At 71.5% G+C, this 16,074-nt stretch carries 18 protein-coding genes; 5 read left to right on the forward strand and 13 right to left on the reverse strand.

Annotation, left to right across the window (positions count from 1 at the left end; translation table 11 throughout):
- Positions 1–122: 122 nt before the first annotated feature.
- The gene (locus tag ACRWK8_RS12970) at positions 123–977 is read right to left on the reverse strand and encodes an SDR family oxidoreductase (RefSeq protein ID WP_431870449.1); all 855 of its coding nucleotides are present in this window, start codon (positions 975–977) and stop codon (positions 123–125) included.
- A 148-nt stretch (positions 978–1,125) separates the two neighbouring features.
- Between ACRWK8_RS12970 and ACRWK8_RS12975 the strand changes: the two genes are divergently transcribed.
- Positions 1,126–2,091, forward strand: coding sequence for a TIGR03557 family F420-dependent LLM class oxidoreductase (locus ACRWK8_RS12975; RefSeq protein WP_431870451.1), 966 nt, complete (start codon positions 1,126–1,128; stop codon positions 2,089–2,091).
- Between the two features lie 59 nt (positions 2,092–2,150).
- Positions 2,151–2,729 (forward strand): NADPH-dependent FMN reductase, encoded by a 579-nt coding sequence (locus tag ACRWK8_RS12980; protein WP_378735340.1) that lies wholly within the window; start codon positions 2,151–2,153, stop codon positions 2,727–2,729.
- Between the two features lie 15 nt (positions 2,730–2,744).
- Here the strand turns inward: ACRWK8_RS12980 and ACRWK8_RS12985 are convergent, their stop codons facing one another.
- Entirely contained in the window at positions 2,745–3,365 is a 621-nt protein-coding gene (locus tag ACRWK8_RS12985; RefSeq protein WP_431870453.1) for a stage II sporulation protein M, read from the reverse strand.
- Positions 3,366–3,510: 145 nt separating this feature from the next.
- On the opposite strand from ACRWK8_RS12985, the gene ACRWK8_RS12990 reads away from it, so the two are divergent.
- A complete protein-coding gene (locus tag ACRWK8_RS12990; RefSeq protein ID WP_378735335.1) occupies positions 3,511–4,287 on the forward strand; it encodes a MerR family transcriptional regulator in 777 nt (258 codons plus the stop codon).
- Positions 4,288–4,516: 229 nt separating this feature from the next.
- On the opposite strand, the gene ACRWK8_RS12995 is transcribed toward ACRWK8_RS12990, so the two are convergent.
- The 10 genes from ACRWK8_RS12995 to ACRWK8_RS13040 all read right to left on the reverse strand — a co-directional run bounded on the left by ACRWK8_RS12995 (position 4,517) and on the right by ACRWK8_RS13040 (position 13,264).
- On the reverse strand, positions 4,517–5,404 hold the full coding sequence (locus ACRWK8_RS12995) for a dihydrodipicolinate synthase family protein (RefSeq protein ID WP_431870455.1): 888 nt from the start codon (positions 5,402–5,404) through the stop codon (positions 4,517–4,519).
- A gap of 186 nt (positions 5,405–5,590) precedes the next feature.
- A complete protein-coding gene (locus ACRWK8_RS13000; protein ID WP_378735331.1) occupies positions 5,591–6,331 on the reverse strand; it encodes a hypothetical protein in 741 nt (246 codons plus the stop codon).
- Entirely contained in the window at positions 6,328–7,722 is a 1,395-nt protein-coding gene (locus ACRWK8_RS13005) for an MFS transporter (protein ID WP_431870458.1), read from the reverse strand. Before ACRWK8_RS13005 ends, ACRWK8_RS13000 begins: the two co-directional genes overlap by 4 nt.
- On the reverse strand, positions 7,719–8,408 hold the full coding sequence (locus tag ACRWK8_RS13010) for an HAD family hydrolase (RefSeq protein WP_431870460.1): 690 nt from the start codon (positions 8,406–8,408) through the stop codon (positions 7,719–7,721). Before ACRWK8_RS13010 ends, ACRWK8_RS13005 begins: the two co-directional genes overlap by 4 nt.
- Positions 8,405–9,364, reverse strand: a complete 960-nt coding sequence (locus ACRWK8_RS13015) for a pseudouridine-5'-phosphate glycosidase (RefSeq protein WP_378735325.1) — start codon at positions 9,362–9,364, stop codon at positions 8,405–8,407. The genes ACRWK8_RS13010 and ACRWK8_RS13015 overlap by 4 nt, the downstream gene beginning before the upstream one ends.
- A gap of 11 nt (positions 9,365–9,375) precedes the next feature.
- The gene (locus ACRWK8_RS13020) at positions 9,376–10,062 is read right to left on the reverse strand and encodes a transglutaminase-like domain-containing protein (RefSeq protein WP_378735323.1); all 687 of its coding nucleotides are present in this window, start codon (positions 10,060–10,062) and stop codon (positions 9,376–9,378) included.
- A 13-nt stretch (positions 10,063–10,075) separates the two neighbouring features.
- Positions 10,076–11,239, reverse strand: a complete 1,164-nt coding sequence (locus tag ACRWK8_RS13025; RefSeq protein ID WP_378735396.1) for an acyl-CoA dehydrogenase family protein — start codon at positions 11,237–11,239, stop codon at positions 10,076–10,078.
- A 15-nt stretch (positions 11,240–11,254) separates the two neighbouring features.
- Entirely contained in the window at positions 11,255–11,632 is a 378-nt protein-coding gene (locus ACRWK8_RS13030) for an ectoine synthase (protein ID WP_378735319.1), read from the reverse strand.
- Between the two features lie 43 nt (positions 11,633–11,675).
- Positions 11,676–11,936 carry a phosphopantetheine-binding protein gene (locus ACRWK8_RS13035; RefSeq protein ID WP_378735317.1) on the reverse strand — a complete coding sequence of 87 codons (261 nt, stop codon included), beginning with the start codon at positions 11,934–11,936 and terminating at the stop codon, positions 11,676–11,678.
- A gap of 5 nt (positions 11,937–11,941) precedes the next feature.
- On the reverse strand, positions 11,942–13,264 hold the full coding sequence (locus ACRWK8_RS13040) for an AMP-binding protein (RefSeq protein WP_378735315.1): 1,323 nt from the start codon (positions 13,262–13,264) through the stop codon (positions 11,942–11,944).
- A gap of 676 nt (positions 13,265–13,940) precedes the next feature.
- Here ACRWK8_RS13040 and ACRWK8_RS13045 point away from each other — a divergent pair.
- Complete coding sequence (locus ACRWK8_RS13045; protein WP_378735313.1) at positions 13,941–14,081, forward strand: hypothetical protein; 141 nt, start codon at positions 13,941–13,943, stop codon at positions 14,079–14,081.
- Between the two features lie 31 nt (positions 14,082–14,112).
- Positions 14,113–14,934 (forward strand): AfsR/SARP family transcriptional regulator, encoded by an 822-nt coding sequence (locus tag ACRWK8_RS13050; protein WP_378735311.1) that lies wholly within the window; start codon positions 14,113–14,115, stop codon positions 14,932–14,934.
- A gap of 19 nt (positions 14,935–14,953) precedes the next feature.
- Here the strand turns inward: ACRWK8_RS13050 and ACRWK8_RS13055 are convergent, their stop codons facing one another.
- A complete protein-coding gene (locus ACRWK8_RS13055; protein WP_378735309.1) occupies positions 14,954–15,982 on the reverse strand; it encodes a helix-turn-helix transcriptional regulator in 1,029 nt (342 codons plus the stop codon).
- Between the last annotated feature and the right edge of the window lie 92 nt (positions 15,983–16,074).

A 16,074-nucleotide genomic window follows, 5' to 3' on the forward strand; every position in this document is an offset into this window, starting at 1 on the left:
AGGCGCTGCGCAAGGAGAGCGACCGGCGCACCTCGGGGAGCGGACGATCCTCACGGAGCCGCTCCCGCTGAACCGGCCGCGACCGGCACGCTCGGAGCTCCGGGCGTGCCGGTTCCCGGTGCCTAGCTGCCCTGGATCTCCCCGCCGACCGGGGTCAGGGTCTCGCCGGTGTAGTAGGACGAGAGCCTCTCACTGGCGAAGAACACGTAGGACGGCGCGATCTCGTCCGGGTCGGCCGCCCGACCCATCGGTGCCTGTTGACCGAACCCCTCGGTTCCCCTCTTCCCGAGGGTGGCCGGGATCAACGGGGTCCAGACCGGACCCGGGGCCACGCAGTTGACCCTGATCCCCTGGTCCATGAGCAGCTGGGAGAGCGACACGGAGAGGTTCATGACGGCCGACTTGCTCGACGCGTAGTCGATCAGCGACGTGTTGCCCCGCAGACCGTTGATCGACCCGGTGATGATGATGGAACCACCCTCGGACATGTGCGGCAGCGCCTCGCGGACGGTCCAGAACACCCCCATCACGTTCACGTCGAAGGTCCGGCGCAGCTGCTCCGTGGTCAGGTCCGTGAAGTCGTCCACCGGGGTCTGTGTGGCGGCGTGCTCCACGAGGACGTCGATCCCGCCGAGCTCCTCCACCGCCCGTCCGACCAGGTGCGCGCACGCGGACTCGTCGGCCAGGTCTCCCCGCACGCCCACGGCCCGGCGACCCTGCGCCTGGACCAGGTCCGCGGTGTGCTGGGCCTCGGCGTCCTCGCTGAGGTAGCCGAAGACCACGTCGGCGCCCTCCTTGGCGAAGGCCACCGCCACGGCCCGGCCGATCCCGGAGTCGCCGCCGGTGATCAGGGCGCGCCTTCCCTTGAGCAGGTCCCTGCCCTCGTAGTCGCGCATCTCGTCCCTGGGCCGGGGCTCCATCGGTTCGGTCCGACCGGGGTGGGGCTGGCTCTGCGCTGGTGGTTGTCGGTCGTCCATGGCGATCCTCCCCTTCAGTGGGCCTTCCCTGACCGCCCTGCCCGACGTGCGGAACCCCTACACGTCGGGGGAGTACAGGACGACTTTCCGCTTGACGGAGTTTCCGTAGAGGCCACACGGGTCAGGGCCAGGGGTGGAGGAGGGATCCATGAGAATCGGCTACAAGCTCTTCGCCGAGGGCTACGGGCCCCGGGAGATCGTGGACCAGGCCGTGCGCGCCGAGCGGGCCGGGTTCGACTTCGTCGAGGTCAGCGACCACTTCCACCCCTGGCTGTTCAGCCACGGGCACTCCGGGTTCGTGTGGTCCATGCTGGCGGCCATCGCGGAACGCACCGGTCGGATCGAGATCGCCACCGGCGTGACCTGCCCGTTCCTGCGCGTTCACCCGGCGATCGTCGCGCAGGCGGCGGCGACCACGGCGATCCTCTCGGAGGGTCGCTTCACCCTCGGCGTGGGCGCGGGGGAGCGCCTCAACGAACACGTGGTGGGCCGGGGATGGCCCGACGTGACTGTGCGCCACGAGATGCTGGTCGAGGCCGTGGAGATCATGCGTCTGCTCTGGTCCGGGGGGTACCACTCCTACCGGGGCGAGCACCTGGTCCTGGAGGACGCGCGGGTCTTCGACCTCCCCCAGCTCCCGCCCAGGGTGGTGATGGCCGCGGGTGGGACGCGGGCGGCGGGCCTGGCGGCCGACCACGGCGACGGCCTCTTCGCGACCGAACCCGACTCCACACTCACGGAGACCTACCGCGAACGTGGCGGCAACGGTCCCTGTTACGGAGAGGTGCCCCTGGCCTGGGCCCCCGACGACCGCGCGGCGCTGGAGTCCGCGCGGGAGCTCTTCCGGTTCGGCCTCACCGGGTGGAAGGTCCAGTCCGAGCTGCCGAACCCGGTCAACTTCGAGGCGGCGACCGCCCTGGTCAGGACCGACGACATGGCGGAGGTCTTCGGATACGGGCCCGACCCCGAACGCCACCTCCACGTGGTGCGACGGTTCGCGGAGGCGGGCTTCGACCACCTGGTGCTGACCAACGCCGGACCCGACCCGGAGGGGTTCTTCGCCTTCTTCGAGACCGAGCTGGCCGAACCGATCCGGAACCTCGCGCGGACCTAGGGCGTGACCCCGATCGGCGTGGCACACTCGTGCTCCGGGACACGGACCACGGAGGGCTCATGCCGGACCACGTCGTACTGGGCATCTGCGGCAGTCTGCGGAGGGGGTCGTTCAACGCGTCCCTCCTGGACCTGGCCCCGAGGGTGGGGACACGGACCACCGTGGTCGGCGGTGACCTGGCCGGGCGCCTGCCGCTGTTCAACCCGGACGTGGAGAACGACGAGGGCTCCTGGCCGGAGGCGGTCCGGGAGTTCCGCGCGCTGGCGGAACGCGCCGAGGGCGTGATCATCGCGACCCCGGAGTACGCGCACGGCCCCGCCGGGGTCACGAAGAACGCCATCGACTGGCTGGTGGGCTCCGGGGGTCTGGTGGGGCGGCCGACACTCCTGGTGAGCGCCTCCCCGGGCCAGGCTGGCGGCATGCGCGCCCACGCGCCGCTCATGCCCACACTCACGCTCCTGGGCGCGGTGCTCGTGGACTGCGTGGTGGTCTCACGGGCGGGCTCGCGGACCAACGCCCGGGGCGAGTACACCGACCCGTCCGTCGTGGAACGGATGCGCCTGGCCGTGGCCGAGCTGGAGGAGGCCCTGGGGTACGCCGCGGTCAGGCGGGCCCACGGCCCCCTGGCCGGGGCGTGACCGCTTCGGTGCGGCTCAACCCCCGACGACCAGGCGCGGGACGATGTGGATGAGGGAGAGGGCCTCGTAGAGGGCGCCGACCACGAACAGCGCCATCGCGGGCGGAACGAGGCGACCGACCTGTCGCAGACCGTGGACGTACCCCTCCCGGCGGGTGGCGGCGCCGACGGTCCGGGGGCGCACCCAGGCCCTGCCCAGGAGGTACGCGCCGAGCACGACGAGGACGTAGGCCTGGAGCTCGATGAGGATCGTCAACGAGTGCGGGATCAGCGTCTTGGCCACGGTCGCGTCCATGGGGGCGAGGACCACCCCCATGGTGAACGCCTTGTGGGCGAACAGCGCGATCCCCGCGAAGGGCACGACCATCGACGGCAGCAGGATCAGGGCCAGGGCGACGGTCAGCACGTTGACCGCCAGGATGGTCAGCGCGAACAACCAGGCGTTCCCGAGCAGTGCGGTGACCAGGGCGGCGGTGCCGTCCTCCTCCTGGTCGGTGATCATGGCCGCGTTGAGCTCGGGGAACGCCAGGGCGGCCCCCATCCCCAGGAGGAGGAGCCCGTACACGACACCGTTGAGTGCGAGGTAGGCGCCGAGGTGCGCGCGGATGATCTGGAAGGACGGGCGGAGGAGCCGCATGGTGGTTCTCCCGGATGGGGTGGTGGGCGGTGCGGCGCCCATCCGAAACCATGACCCCGGGGCAGGGTCAAGCCCTTGACCCTGCCCCGGGGGCAGGGTGTGGAATGCGTGGGAACACCGTTTCACGGGGACAGGGAGGCGACTCGTGGCGTGGAGCACCCGGCAGGTGGCCGAACTCGCGGGAACCACGGTGAAGGCCGTGCGCCACTACCACCGGATCGGACTCCTGGACGTTCCCGAGCGCGCCGCGAACGGGTACAAGCAGTACGGGGTCCCGCATCTGGTCCGACTCGTCCAGATTCGTCGTATGAGGGACCTGGGCGTTCCACTGTCGGAGATCGCGAGGATGGACCGGGCCGACGAGGAACCGGACGAGGCGATCCGCGCGCTGGACCGTGAGCTGGAGGCGACCGTCGACCGGCTCAACCGGGTACGGGAGGAACTCGCGCTCCTCCTCCGCCACCGCGCCCCCGCGCACGTCCCGTCCGCGTTCGCCCCGCTCTCCGGCGAACTCACCGAGCGCCAGCGGTCCCTACTGACGGTGTACTCGTCCGTGCTCAGCGAGGACGCGATGGCGGTGTTCCACGAGGAGATCAGTCGGCCCGAGGAGGCGGAGGACGACTTCGAGGCGCTGCCCCCGGACGCGGGCGACGGGGCGGTCGACGCCCTCGCCGCGCGTCTGGTTCCGGTCGTCACCCGGGGGCGCGAGCGTAACCCGGCGTCCGCCGACCCGACGGCGGACGCCCCGGGTGGTGCGCGCCGCGCCGAGCGCACTCTGGCCGCCGCCGTCACACACCTGTACAACCCCGCGCAGATGCGGGTCCTGAAGCGCCTGCACGAGCTGCTCCGGGAGACACCGACCCACCCGGACCGCCCGCCGGACCGAGAAACGGAGCGCGGCACCGGTCACCCGTTCGACTGACCGTCTCTGATACCGCGGTCCGCGCCCAGGGGCTTCGAGGGTCGTTCGCGTGCCCTGTCTGCCTTCCCCGGACGCGGCCGAGGACGACGTGCTCGCTGGGGGAGCCCGGTTCGCCCGCGTCCGGTGGCCGGGCGAACCCCGGCGAGGGCTCGGGGCGGGCCTGTTCCAGGGAGCCCGCGCCCCGGGGGCCCGTGGCCAGGACGTTCCGTCGGCGACCCGCCCCGGGGCCCTACAGCGCCTGGGCGCGGGCGATGTGCCCGCTGAGCAGGGGCCTCAGTGAGTCGGGCAGGCTCCGGGCCGGAGCACGGACACCGGACTCGTCGATCAGGCCGCGCTGGCGCAGGCACTCCTTGCGGACGGCCAGGGCGATCCCGACCTGCTGCTCGAAGGTGATCAGCGGCAGGTACTCCAGCAGCGCGGCGCGGCTGCGGCCCGGGTCGGCCGGGTCCCAGGCGTCCACGCAGGCCACCAGGGCCTCCGGGTAGGAGAAGCCGGTCATCGCGCCCGCCGCGCCGCAGGCGAGCTCGTCGAGCAGGTTGATTCCGCCCAGGCCGCCGAAGACGGGCACGTCGCAGCGGGCGGTCAGCTCGGCCACGGCGGCGGGGGTGGGCGGCGCCTCGGCCTTGACCGCGCTGACGTAGGACCTGCTCGCGACGAGGTCTCCGAGGACGGCGGCGGAGATCCGGACCCCGCTCACCACCGGGTAGTCCTGCACCACCAGGTCGGCGCCGGTGGCCTCGTGGACGGCGTCCAGGTGCGCGCCGAGTACGGCGGGGTCGGCGCTGTTGACCTGGACCATGGCCCCGGCGAGCCGGTCACCGACCAGCTCCACTGCGGTCGTCGCCTCCTCGACGGTCGGGGCCGTCCCCAGGCTCGTGCAGCCCACGACCAACGGCAGGTCGGTGGTGGCCAGGACCGTCTCCAGGACCAGGCGGCGTTCCTCACGGCTGAGCTGCGCGGCCTCCCCGAAGACGCCCAGCACGGTGAACCCGGTGACCCCGGCGCCCTCAGCGTGCTTGACCAGTCGTTCGATCCCCGCCGTGTCCACCTCCAGGGCCTCGCCCCTGAAGGGTGTGGCCAGCACACCCCACACGCCCGGTCTCATCAGGTCACCCATCGTCAACTCCGTTCGTCCGCGTCGGCGCCCCAGAGTGGCACAGGCGCCCCACCAGGGTTCCGAGCGGGGTGGCCCCTCGCCGGGCCCGCACGGTGCGGGGCGGCGCGCGGGCGGACCGGGGGCGGCGGTGCGCCGCCCCCGTTCGCGTCCTCCGGTACCTCCGGGGGTGCTCGCGGCTCAGCCGTGTCAGGGCGCGGGAACCGCCCGTGCGGCCGAGGCCGCCCGCCGCTCCATGGCGCCGAGGAGGGCCGAGTTCGACGAGACCACCCTCAGCCCCCGCGCCCGCAGCCGTTCGGCGGCGGCGAGGCTCGCGAACCCGCCGCCGGGCACGACGACCGTCCCGACCCCCGGCGCCAACCTCCGCAGGACCTGGCGTTCGAGCTCGGCCTGGTCCACGGCGAAGCGCGCTCCCCGGTCGAAGAGGTCCGGCCGTTCGATGCCGTCCCACTCCGGCGGCAGCTCGAACCGGACGACCTGACGCACCCGCACCGGCAGGTAGGCGCGGATGGCCTCCAGCGTGCCGTCGCTGAACCACGGTGGGGCGACCACCGCGACCCCGTCGTCTCCGGTGCCGTCCAGTTCCTCCCGGATGGCCTGGCCCGCCGTGACGGTGGGGACCCCGCCCGACAGCTCCTCGACGTGCGCGGCGAAGGCGTCGTCGAACGCCGTCCCACCGAACACGCTGCTGCTGGCGAAGCAGTAGCCCAGCGCGTGCACGCCCAGATCGCCGAGTTGGCGCACGGCGGTGTCCAGCCCCGTCTCGGAGAGGAGCACCCCCAGGTCGAGGCCGGTGAACTCGGTGCCGAAGGGACGCGGCGTCCAGAACCGCGCGGTGTGCACACTCGTGTCCGGCCCGGCCGAGCGCCAGATCTCCGCCTCGGGCACGGGGTCGTTGTGGATGACCAGGATGCCGAGCCTCGTCCTCATACCCGGACCTCCACCTTCCGCTTCTCCGGGCGGCGCAGGATCAGCGGGGAGATGAGCATGCCCGCGGCGGCGAAGGCGGCGGTGAGGCCGAACGCCCACCGGAACTCCACCCCGGTCGGGTCGGTGCCCAGGATGATCGTCAGCAGGGCCACCGTGACCGCCGCCGACAGGTACTGGGACGTGGTCATGAGGGCGCCGGCGGTGCCCTGGTGCCGGTCGGGCACGTCCCGGGTGCCGATGACGAACATGGACGTGTAGATGACCCCGTGGCCGAACCCGCTGAGGAGCAGGCCGGGCAGCAGGTGGGTGGTGTACGTGCCCGACCCCAGCATGGCGGCGAGCAGCGCCAGGCCGACGAGGCTGAGCAGGAAGCCCACCGTCATGGTCGTTCCCGCGCCGACGCGTTCCACCGCGCGGCCCGCGGCCATGTTCCCGAAGGTCACCATGACGGCCAGAGGAAGGAATCCCAGCCCCGCCTGGAGCGGTGTGAAGCCCTCCAGCTTCTGGAGGAGCAGGGTGACGAGGTAGAACTCCGAGCCCACGCTGGCCATGTACAGGTAGGTGGCCACCACACCGGCCCCGAGGGAGCGGGTACGGCGCAGTGAACGGTCCACCATCACGTTGTCGGCCCGCGACTCGTGGGTGAGGAAGGCCAGCCCCAGCACCACCGCGACCAGGAACGCGCCCCCGGTGTAGGTGTCCGAGGCCTCCGGGTCCGCTACCAGGGTCAGACCGATGACCAGCGCCAGGAGTGCGCCGGTCCCCATCATCGCGGCGGACAGGGGGACGCGCGCCCCCCGCTCCGTCCGAGAGGCAGCGGCCAGCCACAGCAGGCCGCCCAGGGCCGCCAGCAGCGTGAGGGGGATGTTGATGAGGAAGGTCAGGCGCCAGGAGAACTCGGTGAGGACACCGCCCAGGATGGCGCCGACGGCGAGCCCGGAGGCTCCGATGGCGCCCCAGACCGCGAGGGCCCGGGACCGGGCCGGTCCGGCCGCGAAGGTGGCGCTGATAAGGCCGATGGTCGCCGGTTGGAGGAAGGCCGCCGACAGCCCCTGCGCGCCCCGGCTGACCAGCAGCGCCACCCCCTCCTGGGCGAACCCGCCGAGGGCACTGGCCGCGCCGAAGACGAGGACCGAGACCAGGAAGACCCGCTTCGCGCCGACCCGGTCGCAGACGCGTCCGCCCACCAGCAGGAGACCGGCGAACAGGAGGGCGTAGGCGCTCACGATCCACTGGAGCACCGACGACGAGAGGCCGAGGTCGAGCCCGATACTGGGCATGGCCACGTAGATGATGGAGTAGTCCAGCGCGATGAGGAACTGCGCCAGGCACAGGACGCCGAGCGCGCCCATCGCCTGGGGACTCCCCGTCAGTGTGCGAACCGTGTTCACTGAGTCACCTTCCTGGCGGATTGCGTGACCGGTCCGTGCAGGTGACCGGCGAGTTCGTTGACGGTGGTGGCGACGTGGTCGGCGCCGGCGGAGAACAGGGTGTCGGCGTCGGAGACGCCCCAGTCCACCCCGATCGCCGCCATCCCGGCCCCGACCGCCATCGCGACGTCGTCGGGGGAGTCGCCCACGACCACGCACTCCTCGGGCAGCAGCCCGAGGGAGCGCGCGGCCAGCAGGGCCGGGTCGGGGGCGGGCTTGCCCCGGGGGGACCGGTCGTGCCCGACCACCAGATCCGGGTGGCGGTCCAGCCCGGTGGACTCCAGCAGCTCGTGGGCGCTCCGCGTGATCTTGCTGGTGACCACCGCGATCCTCAGCCCCTCGGCTGCCAGGTCCGTCAGCAGCTCCGGGATCCCCGGGAACACCAGGGACGAGGCCGCTTCCCGGCTGCGGCGCGCGAAGGACTCCCGGAAGAGCGCCTTGGCCTCCTCCCGGACCGCGTCGTCGGCCCGGGGGAGGAGCCGGGGCAGGATCGCGTCGAGCGGTCTGCCGATCAGCCCGCGAACGCCGTCCGGCAGCGGCACCGCGCCGTACGGGGCGCAGGCGTCGTGGAAGGCGGCCAGGATCACCGAGGGCGAGTCCACCAGGGTCCCGTCCAGGTCCAGGAGCACACCGCGTACGCGCGTCATGCCCGCACCGCCGCTCCCGTGAGCCGCCCACCGGCGGACACGGCGGCCTCCGCGACCGCGAGGCGGGCCGCCAGCCGGGTCGTGGACTCCAGGACCGCCCGGTTGACCAGGGCACTGCGACCGTCCGTCGCCTTGGAGATGGCCGCCAGGACGAACGGGGTGAGCGCGGGCCCCGTCGCACCGGTCGCGCGGGCCTCGCGCAGGGCGTCCTCCACCATCGTGTTGAGCAGGTCGGCGTCGATGCTCCACTCCTCCTCGATGGGGTGGGTGACCACCACGGAGGAGCGGGAGACGGCCCCCCAGTGCCGGTGCATGACAGCGGCCAGCTCTCCCAGGTCGTCGATCCGGTAGGGGACCGGCTGACCGGTGCTGCGCGTGTAGTAGCCGGGGAAGTCGTCGGACCGGTACCCGATGACGGGCACCCCCACGGTCTCCAGGTACTCCAGGGTCAGCGCCGGATCGAGCAGGGACTTCGCCCCCGCGCAGACGACCGCCACGGGCGAGCGCGTGAACTCGGTGAGGTCCGTGGAGATGTCGAAGGAGACCTCGGCTCCCCGGTGCACGCCGCCGATCCCGGCCACGGCGAACACCCTGATCCCCGCAGCGACCGTGGCGATGAGGCTGGAGGAGACCGTGGTGCCCCCGGTGCGGCCGCCGTGCAGGGCGACCGCCAGGTCCCGGGTACTGATCTTCTGGCTGTCCGCGGCCTTGGCGAGGCGCTCCAGCTCGTCGTCGGAGACCCCGACGCGCAGGGCGCCGTCGATCACCGCGACGCGGGCGGGGACCGCCCCCTCGTCACGCGCGCACCGGTCCACCGCGAGCGCGGTCTCCAGGTTGTGCGGGTAGGAACCCCCGGCGACCACCGAGGTCTCCATGGCGACGACGGCCGCCCCGGTCTCGACGGCGGCACGGACCTCGTCGGAGACGATGACGTTCGACTCGACTGTTCCGGTCATGTCCGTTCCTCTCACTCTCCACGCTCACGGCGGGCGTCGTCGGTCAGCGACCCCTGGGCGGTCACCAGTTCCGGGCCGACCAGTTTCGGGTGGTTCTCGGTGATACCGCCGACCACGGTCTCGTAGGGGAAGTCGTCGAACTCGCCGCGCCAGCGGACGAACTCCATGTGGCGGCGGCCCTGGTTGTCGAAGGGGTGGTAGTAGCTGTCCTCGCGGCCGTCGAACTCCAGCGGCCGGATGCCGTAGAGACGGCACAGCAGGGTGTTGAAGACGGGGGTCGCGCGGATCCAGGTGTCGTCGATCCGCACCGACACCAGGGCGTGGAAGGTGAAGAGGTCGTCGCCCATGAGCTCCAGGAGGCGGTCCGACGCCAGGTGGTTGCGGACGTCCCCGTAGACCAGTCGCGTGGGGATGCCCACCGAGCGGGCGGCCGCCGCGTAGACGATGGACTTGTGGACGCAGAACCCCTGGCCGCGTCTGAGGATGCTGGACGCGCGGACGCCCTCGCGGGTGAGATCGGCGTCGTAGACCTCGTAGCGGACGCCGTCGCGCACCGCGTCGTGCAGGCGCACGGCCATCTCCCGGGGTGGGGCGTTCCGGTCGGGCAGCGCGCGGTCGACGAACTCCCGGACCTCGGGGCTCTCGTGGTCGAGGAAGTAGGTCGGTTCCGTCAGGGTGTGGGTGTCGGTCTCGGTCACGGTGATCCTCCGGTCACAGGCCCAGGGCCTTGGCGATCTTCTGCCGTTGCACGGCGTTGGAGCCGGAGTAGATGGGGCCGCTGAGGGCGTCGCGGACCCCGATCTCCATTCCGGTGTCGGTGAGCACGCCCTCGCCGCCGAACAACTCCACGGCGGCCTGGGCGGTGCGGATGTTGGCCTCGCTGGTGAGGATCTTGGCCACCGCGGTCTCGGCGGTGGCCCTGTGCCCCGCGGAGACCGCCGCCCCCGCCGCGTGCAGGGCCTGGCGGGCGGTCTGGGTGGCGATGTGCATCTCCACGACGGTGTTGCGCACGCCCTGGAAGTCGGAGAGCGGCCGACCGAACTGGTGTCGGCCGCCGACCCGTTCCACGACCCGGTCCAGGCGGTGGCGCATCTCGCCCACGTTGATGACGAAGGCGATCAGGATCTCCCAGGTCATCACGCGGTCGAGGATCAGGAAGCCGGTCCCCACACCACCGATGACGTTGGCCCTGGGGACCCGGCACCCGGTCAGGCGCAGCTGTCCGAAGGGGGAGGTCCGCAGGGTGGTCTTGTCCAGCGCGGGGCCGAAGTCCGCACCGGGTGTGCCCCTCGGGACGAGCACGGCGCTCAGGCCGAGCGGGCCGGGGGTGTCGGAGGTGCGGACGTAGACGACCGCGAGGTCGGCGACCGGACCGTTGGTGACGTAGGTCTTCAGGCCGTCCAGCTCCACCTGGTCACCGTCGAAGCGGCCGGTGGTGGACATCGACAGCACGTCCGAGCCGGTCTCCGGCTCGGTGATGGCGTGGCAGCCGATGGACGTCCCGGCGGCGACGGACGGCAGGTGAAGGCGGCGGAGTTCGGGGCCCGCGAAGCCGTTGAGCGCGAACCCAGTGCTGGCCAGGTGGGTGGCCGCGCTGAAGTTCAGGCCGGAGTCACGGACGGCGTAGCCCAGGCCCTCGACCACGTCCATGAGGTCGGTCAGGGAACCGGCGTGCCCTCCGACCTCCTCGGGCAGGCAGGAGCCGAACAGGCCCGTGCCCGCCAGCTCCCGCCAGGCGTCCCGGGAGAAGACCGCCTCGCGGTCCCGGTCGAGGTGGCCCCGGTTGATGGCCGGGGCGACCAGTTCCACGCGCTCGCGTACCCGGGCGAGCGCGGTGTCCTCGTCTCGCGGCGGTGCCGCGGTGGTGGTCACCATGCTGTTCACGTCCGGTCAGTAGGAGGAGAACTCGGGCGAGTCGAGGTCGTGCCGCTCGTCGCCGCAGAGAGGGGGGTTGAACACGCTGACGAGTTCCAGGTCCTCGTGGTCGCTGGCGATCAGCAGGTGCGGGTCGTGCTGGTCCAGGGCGTAGAGGACGCCCGGGGTGAGGTCGATGCGCGTTCCGCCGTCCTTGCTCTCGACGAAGCCGCTGCCGCCGATGCAGTAGCAGGCCTCCAGGTGGTTGGCGTACTGGAGCCGGGAGACGGTCCCCGCCCGCACCACGGTGTGGGCGACGGTGAAGCCCAGGTTGTCGTCCTCCACCAGCAGGCGGTCGCTGGTGCCGTTGCCCCAGTCGATGGTCTCGGTCTTCTCACGGGAGCGCTTGAACACGGTTCTCTCTTTTCGGTTCGGAGGGGGTCGGGCGGGCGGCGGGTCAGATCCGTTGCCCGGTGTTGGTCCCGATGAAGTCCGCGATCGCGTCGATGGTGCGGAAGTCGGCGGGGGAGATCTCGACGTCGGTGACGGGGACGTCGAAGGAGGACTGGATCCACTCCACGAGCGCGAGGAGGGAGAGGCTGTCGACGACACCGTTGGCGAGCAGGTCGTAGTCGCTGGGAATGCGCTCCCCCGCCAGGTCCGGGGCGTGGGCGGTCACGATGCGTTCCTGGATCCGGTCGCGGATGTCGGTGGTCATGTCGGTCACCTTTCGAGGAGTCGGCTGATGGCGCCGTCGCGGTCGGTCTTGCCGGTTCCGGTCACCGGGAAGGGCTCCGTGGTGAGGAAGGTCCGGCTGGGTACGGCGGTCGGGGTGAGGGTCGAGGAGACGGCCGAGCGCAGGGCCAGGTTGGAGACGGCGGCTCCCGGCTCGACGAGCACGGCCGCCAGGAGCTCCCTGTCCCCGGAGCCACGGCCGCGCGCGGTGACCACGGCGTCGGCCACACCGGTCTGGTGGCGCAGCACGGCCTCGACGGCGTCGAGGGACAGGCGCACACCGCGCACCTTGACCTGGCGGTCACTCCGTCCGGACAGGCGCAGGGTGCCGTCGGGGGCGGTGGTGACCAGGTCGCCCGTGCGGAACTCGCGCCGCCCCCCGACGGTGCGCCAGGCGTCGTTCGGGGCGTTGACGTAGCCCAGCGCCTGGAAGGGGGTGGAGACGACCAGCTCACCGGTCCCGTCGACGTGGTGGTGGACCCCGTCGATGGGGCGGCCCAGGTCCCCGGCGGTCGCGCGGCACAGGTCAAGGACGAAGCTGTCGTTGGTCTCGGTGCTGCCGTAGACGCTCCACAGGTCGGCTTCGGGAAAGGCCGCCCGCAGGTCGGGGAGGGTCTCCAGGGGGTAGAAGTCGCCGGTGGAGATCACCGTGCCTATCCGTGGCGCGGGCAGACCCGCACGGGCGATCAGGGTGAGCACGACCGGTACGGCCTGGAGGAGGGTGACACCGTGCGTCCGGGCCGCCTCGGCCAGGGCCGGACCGTTCGTGAGGTCGTCCTGAGGGGCGAAGACGACCCGGCCACCGGCGGCCAGGACCGCCCACACGTCCAGGGTGGCGATGTCGAAGTTGATCGGGGAGAGGCTGAGGGAGACCGTGTCGGTCCCCAGGCCGAAGTGGCCGCGGGCCCAGTCGACGAAGCGGTCGACGCCCTCGGGGTCGTGGGCGACGATCTTGGGCCTGCCGGTCGAGCCGGAGGTGGTGGTCCACAGACCGTGCGCGTTCGCGAAGTCCTCGGTGCGGTCGCGCAGGTCCTGACTGATCCGGGCGGTGTACTCGGCGCCCGCGTCGTGGGGGACGAGGAGCGCGGGGCGTCGGAGCCGCTGGACCGCCAGGGTGTCGATCACGGCCCGTCCGTCACGTCCGGCGCGCACGACGTGGACGCCGGAGGGGGGCTCGCCGGGATCGGTGGCGTGCACCGCGGCGACCAGTTCCCCGAAGGTCATGGTGTCCTCGGCGAGACTCAGCGCCACGGATTCCGGTCGGTGGTGGGCGTGTTCCTGGATCATTTCCCAGACGGCGGGAGTAGCCACGGTTATCGGCTCCTCGGTCACGAGAACGGCGGATGGGTCCGGAGGTTCGTACGGTTTTTCTGGCGAGTGCGAGACGCCGGTGCGGGGCTGGTTCTGCTGGCGAATCCGGTGGTCGTTCGGCTGCCAGAGCAGAACTTAGGTAACGCCGCCACGTATTGGCAATAGCGTTGTGGGAGATTCCTTTCAGCCGGTTTCGGGTACCAGGTACCGCGAACCCCGGACAAGGAAACTCTCATTTCCCGGGACGATTGCTCGAACGTGCCTGGACGAGGGCTTGAGCGATCCTTGAACGCGGTTTCGGCGACTCCTGGCCGCGCGGTGCGGCGGGGTGCGGGCCGTGAACGCGAGCCTGGGGCAGGCGGTGCGGGAGTGTACGCGAGGTAGCCCGGAACCCCGTGGGAGAGGGGATGTGACGGCCCCCGGTGTCCCGGCGGGGGTCCCCGCGCCCTCCCCGTCCGGGCCTCCTGGCAGGTGGAGGCCACATCGCACCTGGCAGCTAGGTGCCATTGCAGGAGTATGCCAGTCGATCCTGCTGACATTCCCCATCCGAGCGTCGATGATGGAAATCAGATCGACGGACCGGAGAACGGAATTCACGAATCCCGTCCGTGACGCGGATCCCGAGAAAAGACACTCCGTGGTCACCCACGGTTCACAGAAAAGGGAAGTGACCTTCATGGTTGGTATCAAGCGATTCCTCTGCGCGGCCGGTTTCACCGTCATCGCCATTCTCGGATCCGGCGGCTCGGTCCTCGCCCAGGACGCGAACTCGCCTTCGCAGTGCTCCAGCGTCGAGTGCGGCGCCGGATGGCAGTGAGACCGGAATGGGGACGAGGAGGGGTGGCCCGGTGAACTTCACGATTCTCGGCACGCTGGAGATCCTCAGGGAGGACCGGACGTGCACGCCCAAGGCGCCGAAGGTCCTCCAGGTCCTGGCGATGCTGCTGCTGCGGGCGAACCACCCCGTGCCCATGGGTGTCCTGATCAGGGAACTGTGGGGGGACCACCCGCCCAAGAGCGCGGTGACGACCGTGCAGACCTACGTCTGCCAGCTCCGCAAGGCCGTCGAACGGGCGGACGCTACGACGGAGGTACCCGGGCTCCTGGTCACGCGCTCCTCGGGCTACCTCCTGCGGGTCGCCCCCGAGCAGCTCGACGCCCTGGAGTTCCAACGGCTCCTCATCGAGGGGCGCCGCCTCCTGGAGGAGGGTCACCCCGACCCGGCGTCACGGCGCCTGGGCGAGGCGCTGGACCTGTGGTCCGGCCCCTGTCTCGCCCACGTCCCCCGGGGCCCGTTGATCGGCTCGCACGCGGTTCGGCTGGAGGAACAGCGGCTGCACGCGCAGGAGTTGCGGATCCGGGCCGAGTTCCTGCTGGGCCGGGAGCGGGAGTCGATCTGCGAGCTGCGGTCCCTGGTGATGGAGTACCCGTTGAACGAGTGGTTCCACGGCCAGCTCATCCGCGCGCTCAACGGAGCCGGGCGCCGCGACGAGGCCCTGACGTCCTACCGGAGCCTGCGGCTGGCCCTCTCCGAGGAACTCGGCCTGGAGCCCTCGCGCGAGCTCCAGTCCCTGCACCAGGAGGTGCTGGGCGAGAGCCCGGTGCCCCTCACCCGCCGTCTGCGGCCCCGCGTTCGGCGGGAGACCCCTCTCACCCTGGCCGCCGAGTGACCCCCGGGCCGATCGGCGTTCAGACCACGCCCTCCCGTTCCGTGACCCCGTCCAGCGAGGACGTGTCGATCCAGCCCAGCGCGGTCGCGAGGACGCCCGCCTGGAACCTGCTCCGGGCCCCCAGCCGACGGCTGAGGTCCGCGGTGATCCGGCGCGCGGTGCGCACCGACACCCCGAGCTTGCGCGCGATGGTCTCGTCGGTGTTGCCCTCGGCCAGCAGGTTCACCACCGCCTGCTCCTGTGTGCTCAGGCCATGACGGCCGCGTGGAGCGCTGGCCCCGAGGGGGTTTGCGCCCTCCCACACGTACTCGTACAGGGCCAGCAGGGCCGTGACGACACCGGGGCCGCGCAGCACCAGGGCGCTGGCGGAGGAGTCGTCGGGGTCCGTGGGGATCAGCGCGGTGGTGCGGTCGAAGAGGATCATCCTGGTCGGCAGGGTGGGAGCCGTGCGGATCTGCGCTCCGAGCTCGGTCAGCTGGGAGATGTACCGGACCGTCCTGGGGTCGTTCATCACACTGTCGAGGTAGACGTCGCGGAGTTCGACGCCCCGGTCCAGCAGCATCCGGTCCAGGGGAAGGCTCGCCTCCAGGTTGTCCTGCGTCTGCGCGCCCCCGTCCGCGAACGTCCAGAACGAGTGGCGGCACTCGTGCACGAACTCCTCGATGCGCAGCCGGATCGCGTCGATCCCGTGGAGCTGCTCGATGTCCATGGTCGCGCGGATGCGGTGGCTCTCCTCGAACTCGGAGATCAGCTGCGTGATGGCCGAGCGGGCGGTGGCCAGCTGCTGCTGCCGCTCCAGGAGGTCGGACTCCTGCTGGACCAGCAGCGACTGGAGGGCGAACTCGGGCCGTACCAGGACCAGCTCGTCAGTCTGCTCCCAGGACCGCCGGACCAGGGACAGCCGGGCCAGTTCGTCCAGCGCCGACCGCACCCGTTCCACGGGCCAGTCCAGGAGGCGTCCGAGGTCCCGTACTCCCGCGCGGGGCTCGGCGAACATCGCTCGATAGACACTCACCGCGTCCTGGCCGATGCCGATCGATCCGAACACGACCTTCCTCCAGCCGCTTCTTCCCTATCGATCTCCTGGGCCGTCGGGCATGCCGGGACGGAGACCCTGCGAAAACATTCGTGCCAAGTGTG

The organism is Nocardiopsis eucommiae (assembly GCF_965344335.1).
GTDB lineage: Bacteria > Actinomycetota > Actinomycetes > Streptosporangiales > Streptosporangiaceae > Nocardiopsis > Nocardiopsis eucommiae.